This is a genomic window from Legionella tucsonensis (genome assembly GCF_001468035.1).
Classification (GTDB): Bacteria; Pseudomonadota; Gammaproteobacteria; order Legionellales; family Legionellaceae; genus Legionella; species Legionella tucsonensis.
In genome coordinates this window covers 1,414,150-1,431,997 of sequence record NZ_LNZA01000001.1, presented here as the reverse complement: position 1 = coordinate 1,431,997, position 17,848 = coordinate 1,414,150, and the positions used below count along the sequence as shown (strand labels likewise).

Here is a 17,848-nt window from a genome sequence, read left to right as displayed (position 1 = left end):
TTACTATTTTTATGAATATGTAGCCTGGATGAGCGCAGCGGATCCAGGTTACTTCTTACCTTCATCTGACAATGTTTATGGATAATTCATTGAAAATGATCTTCATTAAACAAAGATTATTTCTCCTGATTTTTATGCTATTCTTTTGTGTATTTATTTTAAATGCTACCACCTTGGTTATACCCGCAACTGGTGATGTAGTAGGAGAGGTTCAATATGCACAATCGGGGTTAAATGAAACGATTGATGAGATAGGGAAACGTTTCGATGTTGGATATTATGAGATACTCAGAGCAAACCCTCAAATCGATGCCAGGCGTTCTTCAACAATTAATTCAGGACTTATTATTCCTACACAATATATATTGCCTGATGTTCCTAGAAAGGGAATTGTAATTAATTTGGCAGAATACCGCCTGTATTATTTTCCTGAAAATGAGAATGTCGTGGTTACTTTTCCTGTTGGTATCGGTCGGAAAGGTTGGAATACCCCTTTGGGGGTTACTAAAATTGTAGCCAAAGAAGCAAATCCCAAATGGCGGCCAACAGAAAATCTACGTGTTGAAGCAGAAAAAAATGGAAATTTTCTTCCTGATGAGTTTCCTTCAGGGCCATATAATCCTTTAGGCCGACATGCTTTGCGTTTGGGATGGCCAACATTTCTTATTCATGGGACAAACCGAGTGAATGGAATTGGCACGCGCGTTAGCGCAGGGTGCATCCGCATGTTTCCTGATGATATCGATTTTTTATTTCGCATGGTTTCCGTCGGAACTCCAGTAAGGGTGATTAATGAACCCATTAAAATTGGGAAACATGAAGGCGCCTGGGTAGTGCAAATACATCCTCTTTTAAGTGAGCAGAGCAGAGTAACACTGCAATCAACTTTGCAAAAACAACTATTAAGAATTAATCATGCACTTAACTTAAATAACAGCAAAATAATTCAAAATGAACTTGCTAATCCTACAGGGTTACTAAGAAAAATTTAGAACAAGGCAAATTTTTGTGAAACTTTGGTTCTGCTGTGCTACAGCTCTACTATGTTTTTTCTCGAGAACACCATCTCAACAAATAGTAGCTAATCCATAAAACAATAAATCCACCGATGATATCAATTAAATAATGCCATCCCAGTAAAACACACGATGCAATAAGAAAGAGGTTAATTATGAGTAATAGAATACAAGGTATTGGCCATTCTCTAAGAAGATTTACACATAAGACTGCCCAAATCGCATGAAATGAGGGAAGGGCTATTAATCCTCCTTCATTTGTGGTTGGATTAATGTAGTTATGAATTTGTTTGAATTTAAAGCCCGTAGCAATTTGCTCGGGTGAGAAGAAGGGACTGTTGGTGACGCTTGCTGGAGCAGTTGTAGGAAAAAAATAATAAAACCCGAAACCAAATAAGACAGTGCATAATAAATAGAAATAATATTCTCTGATTAGATGAAAACGACATGTGATAATGATCAGCACAGGTAAAATGCTCATTTGATATGGAAGGCTGTCATAAATTACACCGAGTAAATATTTGAGCTGAGGATGATTATGGGTCCAGGCTACTATGGACTCCATATATACATGCATGTACTTCTCTTCAAACATGACAATAAATGGATCTATAATTGGAAATGGAGTTAATTGCACTGCATTTGTTGCGATGGCAATGACACTCATTACGGCAAAAAAGTAAATTAGTTCTCGTCCAATTTGCTTGATTTTATTGTCCTTAGGAAAATAAAGAATGAGTCCAAGGTTCAAAAGAATTAAGACTAAAGCTAGAAATGGGATGTTTTCAGGAAAGTAGTTATTGCCTGGATATTTGTAAAAAAAATGATTTATTAAAAAAATAACAGAAGATAAGGCCAGAATTAAACCGGAAAGAAAAGTAATTGAACGCGATGATACCTGGCCCATTTTAGATGAGTTATTCAACGGTTTCTAAAAGTTTTTTTTGTTTAATGGCATGAAAAATCTCTTCTCTATGCACGTTCACTGATCTGGGTGCATCGACACCAAATTTTATATTTCCATGTTCTTGTGTTTTAAAAGCTAAAATTTTAACAGTTGCATCACCAATATGAATCATTAAAGGTTCTTCAAATTGAAGAGAAATTATATCCATTAATTACCTCTGTAACTTTCAAATAAGTTGATTATAAATCAAAGACATTTAACTTATGCACGGTAACTCAATTCATAGATATTTGTCACTATAAATTAATAAAAAAATTTAAATATAGAGTTTAATTTTACCTAACTTAAGATATTTAATGATTTTTAATTGTTTGATAATTGTATGATGCGACTAAAATGGTTATAATTAGCAGCTTTTTTTAAACCTTGCCTTACTGTTGTTGCAGATGACAGAAGGCGTTAATCCATAAGGAGAAATCATGAGACATTATGAAGTTATGTTTCTTGTGCACCCGGATCAGAGCGAACAAGTACCAGCAATGGTAGAGCGCTATGAAGGGATCATAAGCAAGCACAATGGGGTTATCCATCGCAAAGAAGACCTGGGTCGTCGTCAATTAGCTTATCCAATTTGTGATGTACACAAAGCACATTATATTCTTATGAATATTGAGTGTGGCCTTGAAGCTCTGGATGAAATAAAAAATGCATTCAAATATAATGATGCAATTATAAGAAACTTAATTACTCGTCAAAAACAAGCGATCACTACTGAATCTGTTTTGATGAAGAAAGAAAAAGAAACCAGATCTGCTTAAGAGGAGTCCTAGTTATGTCAGCTTATTTTCGTAGAAAAAAAATGTGCCGTTTTAGTGCTGAAGGTGGTAATGAAATAGATTATAAGGATATCAATTTACTGAAAAATTATATTTCTGAAACGGGTAAAATTGTACCAAGTCGTATTACTGGCACCCAAACTCGTTTTCAAAGACAATTAGCAAGAGCAATTATGCAAGCCAGATTCCTTGGTCTGTTGCCATATTGTGATAGCCATAAATAAATAATTAATGATGCGTGCAGGCAATTTTATAACAAAACAATGTAAGATAATTCTTGAAAGCAAACAGCAAGCAATTATTTATGCTGTGATTTTTTCAATATTACCTTTTGCATCTTGGCTTTCAGTTGCCTTAGTAAGTTTGGTGACTTTAAGAAAGGGTGCAAAATCCGGTTTTGATGTTTTATTGCCTGCACTTGTTATTCATTCTGTTCCATTGATGATGTTAATACCATTATCCGGAGCACTAATTAATACTCTTATAGCTTATCTTCCATGTTATCTTGCGGCATTGAGCTTGCGAAATACTGAACGATGGCAGACAGTCGCTGGAGTATTTTTTGTGTTGGCTTTTTTGGGGTGTCTATTCATTCAACTTTTCATTCCAGGTTTTATTGTTGAGCAATTTAATTTGTTTAAAATGATTTTGACACAATATCAGGAAATGGTTGGGCCCGCTCTTAATGGCGTAAATTCAGTAATTTTGGCGCAATTATTTTTCGGAATTCAGATATTAAGTGTTCTTGTTTCTGCGACAATTTCCTTGATGTTTGCACGAGCAATGCAAGCAAAATTATTTTTACCTGGAGGCTTCAGGAATGAATTAATGGCATTTCGTAGCGGCAGGCTTTCATTTTTAGTTTTCTTGGGAGTTTCTTTGGCAACTTTTTATGAAATTCCTTGTGCTATGAATGTACTCCCCATAGTACTTTGTTATTTCTTGGCTTCTGGATTTGGTTTGGCTTATTTTATTTTTTCTCGTAAGAGACAAGTTAGGGTATTCATTTTATTAATGTTGTTAATATTAGTGAAACCCACTTTTGTATTATGTGCCTACATTGTCCTTGGTTCATTAGATAGTTTAGTTAATTTTAGATCGTATTTCCCATCAGGGGTTGGCGAATCAATTTAAGGGGTTATTAAGATGGAAGTTATCTTATTAGAAAAAGTGAGAAATTTAGGTAGCCTGGGTGATAAAGTAAATGTAAAAGCAGGTTATGGTCGAAATTTCTTGATACCACAAAATAAAGCTGTTTTTGCAACACCTAAGAACATTGAGTTATTTGAGCAACGCCGAGTTGAGCTTGAGAAAAAAGCCCAACAAGCCTTGGCTACTGCTGAGCAGCGTGCGGCTAAGTTAAATGATACTACTTTAGTTATTAACGCTATGGCGAGTGACGAAGGTAAATTGTATGGTTCTGTTGGTGTTAATGAAATCAAAGATGCTTTGACAGAGAAAGGTGTTGATGTGATCAAGCGTGAAATTGTAATGCCAGAGGGTCCTCTGCATTCAATTGGTAATTTTGAAGTTGAGATACATGTTCACAGTGATGTTATTGCTAAATTGAATGTCGAAATTGTTCCATCCAAGTAATTGCTTGTAATTCTCATAGCCTGGGTGCAGTGTAACACGCAGCCCAGGCTTCTTTTATAAAAATCTAAGTTGTGTTTCGCGCTGATGTATTGATTGCGTTATACTAAGAGAATTCGATAAAGTGCAAGTAGTGCAATGACTGTATTTAGGATAGCCCAAATATAAGAAGGGAATAATCCTTTATATCCGCTATGGTAAGCATATATAGCAACTAATGAGCTTCCCGAGAAAAATATCCATTTATCATTGTAAGCAAATCCCATAGAAAGTAAGGCGATACCAAAAATCCCCAATATTAAAAATACACTATTTTCCTTACCAAACATCAGATAGAAAGTGAGCAATTGACAGCACATTAATATAGGTAAGAAAAATTGAGTATAAGGGCCGCTACCTAATAAAATTGCCGCATGCCCTGCAATAAGTATTAGTTGAAGGGCTATAAAGTAAAACAGTCTAAAGTAAATGGCTGTTACTAGTAATGCAATGCCACCAATAAAATAATAAATTTGAGAGTGAAGTTTAGGCGGAGTAGTCTCAAAAAATTTCAAAAGACCACACAAAATTATAAGTGAGCCAACACACCCTAAAAGAATGAATATTTTTTTAGCCACATATCACCATTTTAAGTAAATTCCTTTTGCCACTGATTCTTGGATAATTGTACTTTGGGGCTTATTAAATGAAATCCAATAATTTCCCATGTTACTCAGAGCAAACTTAACTCTCGGATATTGACATACTTCTAAGACATTACGGCAGTCCACTAGAGTAGTACTTTCGTCAAAGCGTTTATAACATTTAAAATTTAAGTTTTTGACATCAGAAGCAAATGCACCCCAATTCATTGAATCCAATGTAGCATGTAAGGGCGGACTCATAAAAGCCTCTTCCGTATTTACGCGCTCCAATTCAATTCTGGAATCAGAATGGTTTTGTATTAAATAATAAGATTGATTTCCTGTTTCATTTAAAATTAGATAATTTTGACTGTATCCAAAGCCCGTCACTTCACATCCACGCGGGAAAATACTTGTTGCTTGAGCTGAGCTAATTAGAACCGCAGAGAAAATAATCGATTTATTAATTTGGTGAAATAAAGACATAACTACCTCAATAAGTATAATTTGTGGGTTATTTTAATCATAAAAAATACAAAGTCTATCCCACAATATAAAAATACGAGCTATTCTTTTTGTGCGGCAATTTTTGCCCTAATCATGGGGTAATAAGTTCTGTAAAAACTTAAAAATAAGTACATTCCAACATAAGCTAAAGACAAGCTAAGACAAATGATATTTGTATTAGGATAGCTAACAAGTATACAAATCGTGCTAATTGCATAAACAATAGAGCAGATATGCATGAGTATTTTTAATACTCTAGACTCTGTTAAATAGTCCAGTCTGGATGGGTATACATATTTTACAGGTACAAAAATAAGTATGGAGAGAATGATTAATATAATAGCATTCGTTACAGCTGCAGTGTTAAAAATAAACATGTATAAAATAGTAATATTCCAGTAGCATGGAAATCCTTTAAAGAAATGGTCTGGAGTTTTAGCATCTGCTTGACAAAATTGATAAGCAGAGGTAATTGAAACTGCAGCAATAAGAAAGACAGAGTATTCAGACGGAAGCATACCAGGTTTTACAAGCAAGAAAAAACATGGAGTAATAACGTAATTTAAATAATCAACAATGTTATCAAGCAGAGCACCATCGATCTTGGGTAAAATTTTCTTGATATTGACCAGACGAGCCAGACTTCCATCAACCGCATCGATAACAACAGTAATAAACATAAGCCATAAAGCGAAAATGTATTCGTGCTGATATATCTTTACTAATGAAAAGACACCGATACAGGCTGCACTTGCAGTAAAGAGATGCACTGACCAAGCCGCTACGTAGTGTAATGGATGGAATTGCTGTTTGCTTAAGTTCATTAATTATCCTAGTGTTAATAGAAAACCATTGCTTAAAAACACGTTCTCTTAAATATGGATTTTCCAAAATATTTATTAATTGTACTAATGTAGTGATTTAAACTACTATTGCTTTTTCTGAGAATCTAAGAATATGAAAATAGTATCAATAATCAAAAGTAGTGTGCAAGGAGAGTTGATAACTTTAATTAAATATACTTTATTCTGTATGGAGACATCATGATAATTCAAACTGTAAATCCCGCAACAGAACAAATACTGCAAAGCTACGATTGCATGAGTGAGCAGGAAGTTGATAAAAAACTTAGTGAGGCACATGAAGCATATTTGGAATGGAAAAAAACGTCTTTTAGCAAAAGAAAGACTTTAATGTTGCAACTCGCCCAACTCTTAAAAACAAAAACAGATGAATTGGCTCATTTAATGGCAATTGAAATGGGTAAACCAATCGCTGCAGGTAGCGCTGAAATTAATAAGTGTGTCTGGTTATGCGAGCATTATGCGGAGCATGCAGAAGAGTATCTTGCTCCAAAAGTAATCCAAACTGAAATGAAAAAAGCAAAAGTATGTTATCTACCACTTGGAATTGTTTTTGCCATCATGCCTTGGAATTTTCCTTTTTGGCAGGTCTTTCGTTTTGCTGTACCCACTCTTATGGCTGGAAACGTTGCCGCATTGAAGCATGCACCTATTTCAACAGGAACAGGTAACAAAATAGAAGAATTATTTCTTGAGGCAGGATTTCCCGTACACGTTTTTCAGCATTTGATCGTCGATAATGATGGAGCGGCCAAAGTTATAGAGCATCCTTATGTTATTGCTGTTACCTTGACAGGAAGCGGACGAGCAGGAAGTGCTGTCGCAAGTCATGCTGGAAAATTTTTAAAAAAATCAGTGTTAGAGCTTGGCGGAAGTGATCCCTATCTTGTTCTTGAAGACGCCGATCTTGATCTGGCTGCACGCTGCATTGTTAATTCAAGGCTTAATAACTCAGGTCAAGTCTGTATTGCTGCCAAGCGTATCATTGTTTTAAAATCCGTTGAAAAAGAATTGATACATAAAATAATGGAGCAAATGGCTGCATTTAAAATGGGGAGTCCACTTGATTCGGAAACCAAGCTTGGTCCATTAGCCCGTTCCGACTTGCGTGAAAACGTACATAATCAAGTAGAAAAATCACTGAAACAAGGTGCTAAATTATTGACAGGTGGTATAATTCCCGCCGGAAAAGGTTTTTATTATCCACCAACTTTATTAACTCAGGTGACACCTGGCATGCCGGCTTTCGATGAAGAGTTATTTGGACCTGTTATTGCTCTTATTACAGCCAATAACGAGAAAGAAGGCCTTGCATATGCAAATCAAAGTCAATATGGCTTAGGTGCTGCGGTGTTTACACGTGATTTGGAGAGAGGAGAGCATATAGCTACTTATGAGATAGAAGCTGGTGCTTGTTTTGTTAACGCTTTTGTAGCTTCAGATCCCAGGTTACCATTTGGTGGAATAAAAGAGTCGGGGTATGGTCGTGAATTATCGAAAGAAGGTATATTAGAGTTCGTTAATACTAAAACCATAGCCATTAGTGACTCATAATATTATTCACGCTGAGTAAAAATATGATTTTTTGGGCCACTCTTATCTGGACAGTTTATTTACTGTTTGGGTAAGAGTGGCTGGTTATTTATATTTAAACAATAATTCTCGCTGTAGGGCTGAGGCAAATCGACGAGGTAAAGCAACAATGTCTTATAAATTTGAAGAGGGTAAAGATGTATTAATTGAAGCCATTGTAAATAGAATTAAAAGTTCTATGGTTGGTGATCAAGCCGAGTTTTGCGCCGAATTTGCCAGACAGATGTATGGTACTGTAGCTATGGAAGATCTTAATGCCTTGACTGTCGATGATCTTTACGGCGCCGTAGTAAATTTTTGGACTTTAATTAGCGAACGCGCACCGCACGAGACAAAAATTAGAATCTATAACCCCGATTATGAACGTCATGGATGGCAAACAACGCATACCGTTATTGAAGTGATTTGTGATGATATGCCGTTTTTGGTTGATTCAATTCGTTTGGTAATCCATAGAATGGGTTTATCCTCTCATCTAACTATTCATATGGGAGGTATTCGAGTTAAAAGAGATACAGACAATCGTGTTTGTAAGATCTTACCTCGTAATCAAATGTTAGATGAAAAAGGGGTGCTCCATGAGGCACCAATATTTATAGAAATTGATCGACAAACTGATCCTAATGTACTTGAAGAGCTGCATAAAGGATGTGAACGAGCCCTTGAAGATAACCGAGTCGTTTTTGAAGATTGGAAAAAAATGCGAGCTGCAGTTCGAGAAGCAATTGCAGAGATTGATAAAGTTTCTTCAGTGCTTGATTTGGATGAAGTGGAAGAAACAAAGGCATTTTTACATTGGATTGAAGATCATCATTTTACTTTCCTAGGGATGAGAGATTATGAGTTGGTAGAAAAAGGTAAAGAAACGGTTTTACAAGCTGTTCCTAATACCGGGTTAGGACTTTTACGTGAAAACGTTACTAAATCAATGGCACGTAGCATTTCTGCAATGACACCAGAAGCACGTGAATTTACTTTGTCTCCACGTATTTTGGTTACTTCAAAAACGAATACATTGGCAAGTGTTCATCGTGATGCTTATACCGATTACATAGGAATTAAACGATTTAACGAACAAGGAGTGGTGATTGGTGAAAGAAGAATTATTGGGCTTTATACTTCTGCTGCTTATCATACTAACCCTAAGCAAATTCCATTCTTGCGACGCAAAGTAGCGCACATTATGGAAAATTCTGGATTAAATCCACACAGCCATGCAGGTAAGGTTTTATTAAATATTCTTGAAACATTACCCCGTGATGATTTGATTCAAGGAACAGAAGATGAACTTCTGGAAATTGCAATGGGTGTTTTTTACATGCAAGACAGAAAGCGCATTCGTTTGTTCGCACGAGTTGATGTTTATCGGCGCTTTGTTTCTTGTCTGGTATATGTTCCTAAAGACAGGATTAATACCGAGTTAAGAATGGCTATGAAGAAAATTCTTGACGAGAGCTTTAACTCAATTGAGACCTCTTATTCAACTCAATTTACCGAATCTGTTTTGGCACGAGTTCATTTTATTATTAAAATTAACCCGAATTTACCATTTGAATATGATTTAAAGGAAATTGAAAGAAAATTGATTGAGGCGGGACGATCATGGACGGACGACTTACAAACTCATTTATATGAGGCTTATGGAGAAGAACAGGCAAATTGTCTCTATGCCCGTTATAAAAATGCATTTCCTGTCGCTTATAGTGATATGTTTCCTGCGAGGACAGCTGTCTATGATATTAAACATATCGAGTTGCTTACCCGAGAAAAACCATTAGGTATTAATTTTTATAAACCCATGGATGAATCAGAAAACAGCTTTAGATTAAAAGTATATCAGCATGATACTACTATTCCTTTATCTGATGTGTTGCCAATACTGGAAAAACTGGGTTTGCGCGCTATAAGTGAACGTCCTTACGCATTGAAGTTTGAGGACGGTAAAATAGCTTGGATTAATGATTTCGCCATGCAGTATAATAAGCCGATTGAGTTTGAACTTGATGAGATTAAAGAATTATTCCAAAATGCCTTTGCTAAAGTTTGGTTTGGCCAAGCTGAAAATGACGGATTTAATCAGTTAGTTTTAGCAGCAGGACTTAATTGGCGTGAAGTAGCCGTTTTACGTACCTATGCCAAATATTTTAAACAAATAGGTATTACCTTTAGCCAAGACTATATGGAAATGGCGTTAAATAATAATGTTGCTATTGCTAAAAAATTAGTGAAATTATTTGAAATTCGCTGTAATCCTGCTGATGATCCACATCGAGAGGATCGCTTTACTGATTTATCCATTGAAATATTAAGTGATCTTGATACTGTTTCGAATCTTGATGAAGATAAAATAATCAGACAATACATCCATGCTATTAGTGCTACATTGCGTACTAATTTTTATCAGATAAGTGAAGATGGACACCATAAACCTTATATTTCGCTTAAGTTAAACAGTAAAATTATTCCCGGTGTCCCTAAACCACATCCGATGTTTGAAATTTTTGTTTACTCTCCACGTTTTGAAGGGGTTCATTTACGTTGTGGTAAGGTTGCTCGCGGTGGTTTGCGCTGGTCTGACCGAAGAGAAGATTTTCGTACAGAAATACTTGGTTTGATGAAAGCGCAACAAGTAAAAAATTCGGTCATTGTACCCAGTGGTGCCAAAGGTGGTTTTGTACCTAAGTTTTTACCTGTGAACGGTACTCGTGAAGAAATAATGGCTGAGGGAATCGGTTGTTATCAATTATTTATTCGTGGTCTTCTCGATATCACAGATAATTATGTTGAAGGTAAAGTAATCAAACCTGAGAATGTTATATGTTTTGATGAGGATGATCCTTACCTTGTTGTTGCTGCAGATAAAGGCACAGCAACTTTCTCTGACCTTGCTAATGCTATTTCTTTAGAATATGGCTTTTGGTTAGGTGATGCTTTTGCATCAGGCGGATCAATAGGTTATGACCATAAGAAAATGGGAATTACGGCAAAAGGTGCATGGGAATCTGTGAAGCGTCATTTCTATGAATTAGATATAGACATTGAAAATAACGATTTTACTGTTGTAGGTATCGGAGATATGGCGGGGGATGTCTTTGGTAATGGTATGCTGTTGTCAAAACACATCAAGTTAATTGGTGCATTTAATCATATCCATATTTTTGTCGATCCTGATCCTGATGCAGAAGTCAGTTACAAAGAAAGGGAGCGTTTATTTCATTTACCTCGTTCAAACTGGATGGATTATGATAAAAAACTTATCTCCAAAGGTGGTGGTGTGTTTAATCGTAATGCCAAATCCATCCCTGTCAGCAGCGAAATGCAAGCAGCTTTTGGAATTAAACAAACAGAGATTGAGCCAAATGAATTAATTAAGGCAATTTTAAAAGCTAAGGTTGACTTACTTTGGAGTGCAGGAATTGGCACTTATGTTAAGGCAAGCACTGAATCGAATGCTAATGTTGGTGACCGAACCAACGATGCAACTCGAGTGAATGCAAAACAATTACGTTGTAAAGTAGTGGGTGAGGGCGGTAACTTGGGATTAACCCAATTGGCACGAGTCGAATACTCGTTAAATGGTGGAATGGTGTATACCGACTTCATTGATAATTCGGGCGGAGTGAATTGCTCAGATAAAGAAGTAAATATTAAAATCTTACTGAATAGTATTGTAGCAGTCGGTGATTTAACTCCAAAACAACGCAATGAATTATTAATTGAAATGACGGATGAAGTCAGCAAACTGGTACTACGTGATAATTTCTTGCAAACGAGAGCGATTAGTTTAACTGCAGCACAGCCTCTTCAAGCATTGGATCTACAAAGCCGCTATATTAGTGAATTGGAGCGCACTGGAAAAATTGATCGTAATCTTGAGTACTTACCCGACGATAAGGTTATTTTGGAGCGCAAATTAACGGGTAAAGGTTTGATGCGTCCCAGTATTGCTGTATTGATGTGTTACAGTAAAACAATTCTTAAGGAACAAATTCTGGCATCAGGTGTTCCTGAAGAAGCATATATGACACAATTTTTAATTAGTTCGTTCCCGAAACCTTTGCAAGAGCGATTTAGCAAGCAAATGCAATCTCACCCACTAAAAAGAGAAATTATAGCGACTCGATTAAGCAATATTATAGTAAATGAGATGGGCTTTACTTACATTTACAGATTACAAGATGAAACAGGAGCTCCTGTTTCAGCCATCGTAAGAGCATATGTAATTACTCGTTCTGTGCTTAATCTAGAAGCTGTTTGGAAACAAATCGAAGAAGTGGGTACTAAAATCAGTGCTAAAAAGCAAATCGAAATGATGATGCTTTATTCCAGATTGGCTCGACGAATTACACGCTGGTTTTTGCGTAGTCAACGCAGGTCTGTGGATATTTCTGAGGTTGTAAAACTCTATGCGCAAGGTGTTGTTGAATTGAAGATGTCAATACCAGCGATTTTAAATGAAGAGCGACGGGAAAAATATGATCGACATTATCAAGAGATTGTTGATGAAGGTGTTCCATCAGCGCTAGCACATGATTTAACTGTAACTCGAGGTTTGTTTTCGGCAACCGACATTATCGAAATCGCTTATAAGAGAAATATGAAAGTAGCGCAGGTCGCTGAGATTTATTTCGGAATTGGAGAGTTCCTGGAGCTTGCCTGGATAAGAAAGCAAATTATTATGCATCCAAGTGAGAATCATTGGGAGTCTCTCTCCAGAGAGGCGCTGCGGGATGATTTGGATTGGCAACAACGTCAACTCACTGCTGGACTGATTAACTATGATGGTGATAACCCAGATTTGCAGGCACGCCTTTCTTCTTGGGGAGAATCTCATCGTGCATTGATTCAGCGTTGGCGCTTTATATTGGCTGATCTAAAAGCAAGCTCTGTTCTAAATTATACTATGTTCTTTGTTGCAATCAGAGAGTTACTGGATTTGACTCAAACTACTTTGCAGTCTTATACATTGGTTGAGCAAGAAGCATAAAATGAGTATGTTTTGTGTAGGTTGAATTTGGCTCAACCTACTTTTTAAATATTGCAAATATAAGAGCGCTTTATTAAGCAAGTGGATTTGATAATGTAACTGGTACATCAGTTAAGTCTACTAACTGATCATGCCCATCAAGAAATACCGCTTGCACCGCTTCTTTTAATATACTTACAGCAATTAAATACCGCCCGGATTTCAGAATAGAAAAGTCAACTAATTCACCAACTTCCGCCCCTTCGGGTTTGCTTAATAGTTTTTGTCCAGAATAAATTTTTTGCTCCGTTGCAATTTCATAAATTTTCAATTGATGTTTTATAGTCGCTTTATAGTGCATTCGAGCAATAATTTCTTGTCCTTTATAGCACCCTTTATTGAAACTAATGTATGAGGTTTGTTGTAAACCAAGTCTATGAGGTAAAAATAAGCCTCGAGATTCCGGATAAATCTCTATTTGTTGTTGGAGTAATCTTAAAGTGTGCCAGGTTAAAGAACCAAGAAGTTGGTCATTTTTCATAAAACGCTCTTGAAGCGCATGTGCATAGTCAGTCAGGACTAAAAAAATATAAAATCCATTACCTAAATGATAAGAACAAGAACGTTTGGTATATGTTTGAGCATAAAGTGAATTAGGGAAAAATTCTGTATCAGGCATCATATCGTCTTGATTTTGTAAATAAAATCCAAAAATATTAAATTTCGTGCTTCTTTTGAGTACAATGTGAGAAAGTAATGCATATTTGTTTAATGAATTAATTGTACTTTCTTGTAAATCTTGAGGCAGTACTAACTTAACTCCTTGCCAGGTAATAATATCCATTAAAGTGAGAATTCGTCCTTTAAGATTACACTGAGCACCTTCTATCATTTGTATGTCAGATATTGCGTTCAAGTCACAGGTTAATTGCCCTTGAAGAAAATCAATGGCTTTATTACCTTCAACATCAATCACCGCAAGATAAGATAAATCAAATAAATAATTTTTTTGAGGTAGAAGTACTAATTCTTCTTCTAATGTTTTGAAGGTAGTTAATGCTCTGTTATTGATTAAATATGTAAAAATTGCGCTCATTATTTTAAACCTGAAAAACAGTTACTCTCTATTTAGGGTAACTATCAGTTGAAATATACAGAGTTTATCTGATTTTTTAAACTCGCCATAGTAGTGTTTAAAATAGAGTTTTAATGATTTCGTTTATAAAGACAGTAGTGTATTATGTACCTGTAGCCGGATCATAAAGAGATTTACCCATGTTGGACACCAAGGAAAAAGCAAGACTTGCCTGGCATTGCCGCCGAGGAATGCTGGAACTGGATCTTATTTTGCGACATTTTCTTGAGCATCGACTCGTACATTTGTCTGTAAAAGAACTTAGAGCTTTTAATTCACTATTAAGTTGCACTGATCCAGAGCTGTACGCTTGGTTAATGGGCTATGAAGATCCTCAAGATAAAGAGTTAAAAAAAATTGTCACCATTATCCGAAATAGTAATTGAGCCAGGAAAGTCAAAGACTTATTTGCGTTTGATTTTACTGACTTGCCTCATTACCGTCATTTTGATTTTTTATTCATCAATGGCTCCATTTGTCAAACCAATCTTAATTGGATTTATTTTTGTCTTTATGAAAATTTATTGGACCAATCAAAGTCCGTGCTTATCAATTAAAAAAATTCAATTTACAGGCAATGCATGGGTTTTGGAATCCTGTCAGGATAAGAAGGAGACTTATACCCAAGCCGTTATTCTTATTCATAACCCTTTTTTTCAGCTTATTGAATTTGCAAGTCCAAGCAAAAAAAAGAAGGTTGTTTTATTTCTTGACCAGATAACAAACCATCAATTGCGTTTGTTACATCTCAAAATAAGTCGCAATGGTATATAATTAAACATATAGCGCAAATAATTTCTAGTCGTTCTTATAATGGAATTATGAGGAAGTGATGAATAAAGAAACTTCTTATAGTGATGAGGACTTGATTAAATTGGCGAGACAAGGAGACATGGAAGCTTATAATCTGTTGTTGTTACGGTATAACAATAAAATACAGCAAATTATTTACTTACATATTCAAGATAGAGCAAATGTTAGTGATCTGGCGCAAGAGGTATTAATTAAAGTTTATCGCTATTTACATTATTTTAAAGAGAAAAGTCAATTTTCTACTTGGTTGTATCGAATTACACAAAATACAATCAAAAATCATTATCGTGCTGTTAATTTGCGTATGGATATGGAAGCAGAATATGCTGATACTTATTATCCTTCGGTGCAGCTGTCCCCAGAATATCTATTAATTAATATTGAGTTTGGTGAGCAACTGGAGACAATTCTTTCTACTTTATCTGAGGAGTTACGTCTTTGTTATGGCATGTATATCCTAGATGGTCAATCTTATGAAGACATTGCAAAAAAAATGGGTTGTCCAGTTGGAACGGTACGATCTCGTATTTTTAGAGCTCGAAAATTAGTTATGGAATCAATAGGTCAATTTGTTTAAAGCTACCTTAGCGTTAACTGTTTTTTCAATTGGTTGCATCATCTTTAATAGTTTTTTCAATTATGTTATAAAACGACCCTGATTATTTGCTGATCAATATAAATACTATTTTTTTTTAATAAATTAAGGGATGAACTATGTCAAGTGCAATGGAAAAACGTTTAAACGAATGCGATCAAAAAATTGATGTACTGTTTCAAGGAGTGGAGCTCAATGAGGAAATTGAAAGACAATTAAAAGCACTAAAAGCTTATTATCACAAGTTATATATTGACGCACTTGAAGATGAATCAGAAAAAGAATCCATTAAAATATATGAACTTCTTGTATTAGGACTTGAGAGTGTAAAAAATGGACAACTAAACTCTGAAGAAGTTTTAAAAGAAATTGAAGAAATAAAGTCGTTAAGAAAAACGGGTATCATTCTTGAGAATATTCTTACTTCATTAGAGTTATTATTCTGGGCTACACTCTCAAGCACATTCTTCTCATATTGTGTGCTTATGGCAGCCCCATTAGTTGCGGTTAATCCTTTTTTTGCGCTTGCTGTATTATCAGTTTCATGTATTGCTGCAATATGCTCAACAGTCCGCTTTTTCAATTGTCTTGATGAATTTAAATCGTTCACTCCAATCGAGGAAGAGTTTGATCGAGAAAAAAATTTAATACTGTTCTTTAAGTCTGCTGTATCATCTCCTGAAATATCTCCATCTATAGTAACTGACTATGATGAATTCCAACAAAAAGAGAGATTATCTCCTCAAATAAATTAAGTATGATTTTCTATTATTGAGAAATATTTGGTGTGTTAGAGTCCCCAGGTGAGGGTAAAACTGTAATCCGGGCATAACGTGATTATTTTTTAGGTTATCACGGTGAAGCATCCATAAATATCTATTAACAAATAAGCTGCTATTCAAAAAACATATGATAAAATGCTACCATTCATCTGAACTCTTAAAAGAACTTTATGCTGGAAAGTGACCGCTTAATCAGTACTCAAAGTACTACCTCAGAAGAGGCTATCGATCGCGCTATTAGACCTCTAAGTCTTAGTGAATATATAGGACAGGATGCAGTAAGTTCGCAGATGCAGATTTTTATTGATGCGGCAAAAAAGCGAAGCGATGCTCTAGATCATGTCTTAATCTTTGGCCCTCCCGGTCTTGGTAAAACTACTTTAGCCAATATTATTGCTCATGAAATGGGCGTCAATCTGCGTCAAACCTCGGGGCCAGTGATTGAGAGAGCAGGAGACATTGCGGCAATACTTACCAACTTGCAAGCAAATGACGTTCTATTTATTGATGAAATTCATAGGCTTAGCCCTGTAATAGAGGAAATACTCTATCCAGCCATGGAAGATTATAAATTGGATATTATGATCGGCGAAGGCCCGGCTGCACGGTCTATCAAACTGGAATTGCCTCCTTTTACCCTAATTGGTGCAACGACACGAGCTGGGTTGCTTACTTCTCCTCTTAGAGATCGATTTGGTATTGTACAACGTCTGGAATATTATTCTGTTGATTCATTAACACAAATTGTTGTTCGTTCCGCACAATTACTCAATGTAAAAACTAAACCTGAAGGAGCAAGAGAAATCGCATTGCGTTCAAGAGGAACGCCACGTATTGCAAATCGTTTACTTCGACGTGTTCGAGATTATGCCGAAGTTAAGGGTAACGGGATTATTAGTGTTGATATTGCGCAAAAAGCTTTGGAAATGCTGGATGTAGATCAATATGGATTTGATCTCATGGATAGAAAATTGCTTTTAGCGGTAATTGAACAATTTAATGGGGGTCCAGTAGGTGTTGATAGCATTGCAGCAGCAATTGGTGAAGAAAAAGGCACAATTGAAGATGTTTTGGAGCCATTTTTAATACAACAAGGATTCCTTATGCGCACGCCAAGAGGTAGAATAGCCACACCAAGAGCGTATCAACATTTTGGTTTAAATACAGTAGAACAGGATTAATCAATGGATGCCACAATTACGCATCAACATTCTTTTCGTGTTTATGCTGAAGACGTAGATTATATGGGAATTGTATATCATGCGAATTATCTTTGTTATTTTGAGCGAGCTCGCACAGAAATGCTTAGAAAAAATAATTTGATCCTCTCCGATTTGATGAAGCAGGATACTCTTTTTGCAATATATGATGCGCATCTTCGTTATAAAGCACCCGCTCGGTTGGATGATTTATTAACAATTAAAACTCAAGTGCAGCAATTAGGGGCTTGCAGTTTTTTATTTAATCAGAGTATGCAAAATGAGCAGGAAACAATAGTTTGTGAAGCTAAAATTCAAGTGGTATGCGTGAATAGTAATTTGAAGCCAAAACGATTTCCACATTGAATACAAAATTGTTATTGTAATTTGAGATAAAACCACAGCACAAAATGGTACTGG

19 protein-coding genes are annotated in these 17,848 nt (G+C 35.8%); 13 read left to right on the top strand and 6 right to left on the bottom strand.

Going from position 1 to position 17,848, the window contains the following annotated elements:
* Positions 1-95: 95 nt before the first annotated feature.
* Entirely contained in the window at positions 96-992 is an 897-nt protein-coding gene (locus tag Ltuc_RS06240) for a L,D-transpeptidase family protein (RefSeq protein ID WP_058520435.1), read from the top strand.
* 49 nt (positions 993-1,041) lie between these two features.
* Here the strand turns inward: Ltuc_RS06240 and Ltuc_RS06235 are convergent, their stop codons facing one another.
* Positions 1,042-1,923 (bottom strand): phosphatase PAP2 family protein, encoded by an 882-nt coding sequence (locus tag Ltuc_RS06235; protein ID WP_058520434.1) that lies wholly within the window; start codon positions 1,921-1,923, stop codon positions 1,042-1,044.
* 10 nt (positions 1,924-1,933) lie between these two features.
* Entirely contained in the window at positions 1,934-2,131 is a 198-nt protein-coding gene (locus tag Ltuc_RS06230; RefSeq protein ID WP_058520433.1) for a carbon storage regulator, read from the bottom strand.
* Between the two features lie 271 nt (positions 2,132-2,402).
* Here Ltuc_RS06230 and rpsF point away from each other — a divergent pair, with 271 nt between their 5' ends.
* From rpsF to rplI, 4 genes are read left to right on the top strand one after another with little or no spacing between them, the layout of a single operon-like run.
* Entirely contained in the window at positions 2,403-2,741 is a 339-nt protein-coding gene (rpsF, locus tag Ltuc_RS06225; protein ID WP_058520432.1) for a 30S ribosomal protein S6, read from the top strand.
* Between the two features lie 14 nt (positions 2,742-2,755).
* Positions 2,756-2,983, top strand: a complete 228-nt coding sequence (rpsR, locus tag Ltuc_RS06220; RefSeq protein ID WP_010653600.1) for a 30S ribosomal protein S18 — start codon at positions 2,756-2,758, stop codon at positions 2,981-2,983.
* A 7-nt stretch (positions 2,984-2,990) separates the two neighbouring features.
* Positions 2,991-3,893, top strand: a complete 903-nt coding sequence (locus Ltuc_RS06215; RefSeq protein ID WP_193786844.1) for a hypothetical protein — start codon at positions 2,991-2,993, stop codon at positions 3,891-3,893.
* Between the two features lie 12 nt (positions 3,894-3,905).
* On the top strand, positions 3,906-4,355 hold the full coding sequence (rplI, locus tag Ltuc_RS06210; RefSeq protein WP_058520431.1) for a 50S ribosomal protein L9: 450 nt from the start codon (positions 3,906-3,908) through the stop codon (positions 4,353-4,355).
* A gap of 98 nt (positions 4,356-4,453) precedes the next feature.
* On the opposite strand, the gene Ltuc_RS06205 is transcribed toward rplI, so the two are convergent.
* The 3 genes from Ltuc_RS06205 to pcsA all read right to left on the bottom strand — a co-directional run bounded on the left by Ltuc_RS06205 (position 4,454) and on the right by pcsA (position 6,306).
* Positions 4,454-4,969 carry a hypothetical protein gene (locus tag Ltuc_RS06205; protein WP_058520430.1) on the bottom strand — a complete coding sequence of 172 codons (516 nt, stop codon included), beginning with the start codon at positions 4,967-4,969 and terminating at the stop codon, positions 4,454-4,456.
* A 3-nt stretch (positions 4,970-4,972) separates the two neighbouring features.
* Positions 4,973-5,461 carry a hypothetical protein gene (locus tag Ltuc_RS06200; protein WP_058520429.1) on the bottom strand — a complete coding sequence of 163 codons (489 nt, stop codon included), beginning with the start codon at positions 5,459-5,461 and terminating at the stop codon, positions 4,973-4,975.
* An 80-nt stretch (positions 5,462-5,541) separates the two neighbouring features.
* Positions 5,542-6,306 (bottom strand): phosphatidylcholine synthase, encoded by a 765-nt coding sequence (pcsA, locus tag Ltuc_RS06195; RefSeq protein ID WP_058520428.1) that lies wholly within the window; start codon positions 6,304-6,306, stop codon positions 5,542-5,544.
* 219 nt (positions 6,307-6,525) lie between these two features.
* Between pcsA and Ltuc_RS06190 the strand changes: the two genes are divergently transcribed.
* Both Ltuc_RS06190 and Ltuc_RS06185 read left to right on the top strand, forming a co-directional pair.
* On the top strand, positions 6,526-7,899 hold the full coding sequence (locus Ltuc_RS06190) for an NAD-dependent succinate-semialdehyde dehydrogenase (RefSeq protein ID WP_058520427.1): 1,374 nt from the start codon (positions 6,526-6,528) through the stop codon (positions 7,897-7,899).
* 148 nt (positions 7,900-8,047) lie between these two features.
* Positions 8,048-12,925, top strand: coding sequence for an NAD-glutamate dehydrogenase (locus tag Ltuc_RS06185; RefSeq protein WP_058521624.1), 4,878 nt, complete (start codon positions 8,048-8,050; stop codon positions 12,923-12,925).
* Positions 12,926-12,998: 73 nt separating this feature from the next.
* Here Ltuc_RS06185 and ygfZ read toward each other — a convergent pair whose 3' ends face one another.
* The gene (ygfZ, locus tag Ltuc_RS06180; RefSeq protein WP_058520426.1) at positions 12,999-14,000 is read right to left on the bottom strand and encodes a CAF17-like 4Fe-4S cluster assembly/insertion protein YgfZ; all 1,002 of its coding nucleotides are present in this window, start codon (positions 13,998-14,000) and stop codon (positions 12,999-13,001) included.
* Between the two features lie 179 nt (positions 14,001-14,179).
* Between ygfZ and Ltuc_RS06175 the strand changes: the two genes are divergently transcribed.
* The 6 genes from Ltuc_RS06175 (at position 14,180) to Ltuc_RS06150 (ending at position 17,794) form a co-directional block, all read left to right on the top strand.
* Entirely contained in the window at positions 14,180-14,425 is a 246-nt protein-coding gene (locus tag Ltuc_RS06175; RefSeq protein ID WP_058520425.1) for an FAD assembly factor SdhE, read from the top strand.
* A complete protein-coding gene (locus tag Ltuc_RS06170) occupies positions 14,397-14,813 on the top strand; it encodes a hypothetical protein (RefSeq protein ID WP_058520424.1) in 417 nt (138 codons plus the stop codon). The genes Ltuc_RS06175 and Ltuc_RS06170 overlap by 29 nt, the downstream gene beginning before the upstream one ends.
* A 58-nt stretch (positions 14,814-14,871) precedes the next feature.
* A complete protein-coding gene (locus Ltuc_RS06165; protein ID WP_058520423.1) occupies positions 14,872-15,429 on the top strand; it encodes a sigma-70 family RNA polymerase sigma factor in 558 nt (185 codons plus the stop codon).
* A 137-nt stretch (positions 15,430-15,566) separates the two neighbouring features.
* Entirely contained in the window at positions 15,567-16,202 is a 636-nt protein-coding gene (locus Ltuc_RS06160) for a DUF5638 domain-containing protein (RefSeq protein ID WP_058520422.1), read from the top strand.
* 197 nt (positions 16,203-16,399) lie between these two features.
* Entirely contained in the window at positions 16,400-17,410 is a 1,011-nt protein-coding gene (ruvB, locus tag Ltuc_RS06155; protein ID WP_058520421.1) for a Holliday junction branch migration DNA helicase RuvB, read from the top strand.
* Positions 17,411-17,413: 3 nt separating this feature from the next.
* Positions 17,414-17,794 (top strand): YbgC/FadM family acyl-CoA thioesterase, encoded by a 381-nt coding sequence (locus Ltuc_RS06150; RefSeq protein WP_058520420.1) that lies wholly within the window; start codon positions 17,414-17,416, stop codon positions 17,792-17,794.
* Positions 17,795-17,848: the final 54 nt, after the last annotated feature.

Bases quoted from the DNA above. Each gene is read 5' to 3' on its own strand.
- Ltuc_RS06165 (WP_058520423.1), top strand. From the start codon at position 14,872: ATGAATAAAGAAACTTCTTATAGTGATGAGGACTTGATTAAATTGGCG.
- Ltuc_RS06150 (WP_058520420.1), top strand. From the start codon at position 17,414: ATGGATGCCACAATTACGCATCAACATTCTTTTCGTGTTTATGCTGAA.
- Ltuc_RS06215 (WP_193786844.1), top strand. From the start codon at position 2,991: ATGATGCGTGCAGGCAATTTTATAACAAAACAATGTAAGATAATTCTT.
- ygfZ (WP_058520426.1), bottom strand. From the start codon at position 14,000: ATGAGCGCAATTTTTACATATTTAATCAATAACAGAGCATTAACTACC.
- ruvB (WP_058520421.1), top strand. From the start codon at position 16,400: ATGCTGGAAAGTGACCGCTTAATCAGTACTCAAAGTACTACCTCAGAA.
- Ltuc_RS06160 (WP_058520422.1), top strand. From the start codon at position 15,567: ATGTCAAGTGCAATGGAAAAACGTTTAAACGAATGCGATCAAAAAATT.
- pcsA (WP_058520428.1), bottom strand. From the start codon at position 6,306: ATGAACTTAAGCAAACAGCAATTCCATCCATTACACTACGTAGCGGCT.
- Ltuc_RS06175 (WP_058520425.1), top strand. From the start codon at position 14,180: ATGTTGGACACCAAGGAAAAAGCAAGACTTGCCTGGCATTGCCGCCGA.
- Ltuc_RS06190 (WP_058520427.1), top strand. From the start codon at position 6,526: ATGATAATTCAAACTGTAAATCCCGCAACAGAACAAATACTGCAAAGC.
- rpsR (WP_010653600.1), top strand. From the start codon at position 2,756: ATGTCAGCTTATTTTCGTAGAAAAAAAATGTGCCGTTTTAGTGCTGAA.
- rplI (WP_058520431.1), top strand. From the start codon at position 3,906: ATGGAAGTTATCTTATTAGAAAAAGTGAGAAATTTAGGTAGCCTGGGT.
- Ltuc_RS06185 (WP_058521624.1), top strand. From the start codon at position 8,048: ATGTCTTATAAATTTGAAGAGGGTAAAGATGTATTAATTGAAGCCATT.
- Ltuc_RS06235 (WP_058520434.1), bottom strand. From the start codon at position 1,923: ATGGGCCAGGTATCATCGCGTTCAATTACTTTTCTTTCCGGTTTAATT.
- Ltuc_RS06230 (WP_058520433.1), bottom strand. From the start codon at position 2,131: ATGGATATAATTTCTCTTCAATTTGAAGAACCTTTAATGATTCATATT.
- Ltuc_RS06200 (WP_058520429.1), bottom strand. From the start codon at position 5,461: ATGTCTTTATTTCACCAAATTAATAAATCGATTATTTTCTCTGCGGTT.
- Ltuc_RS06240 (WP_058520435.1), top strand. From the start codon at position 96: ATGATCTTCATTAAACAAAGATTATTTCTCCTGATTTTTATGCTATTC.
- rpsF (WP_058520432.1), top strand. From the start codon at position 2,403: ATGAGACATTATGAAGTTATGTTTCTTGTGCACCCGGATCAGAGCGAA.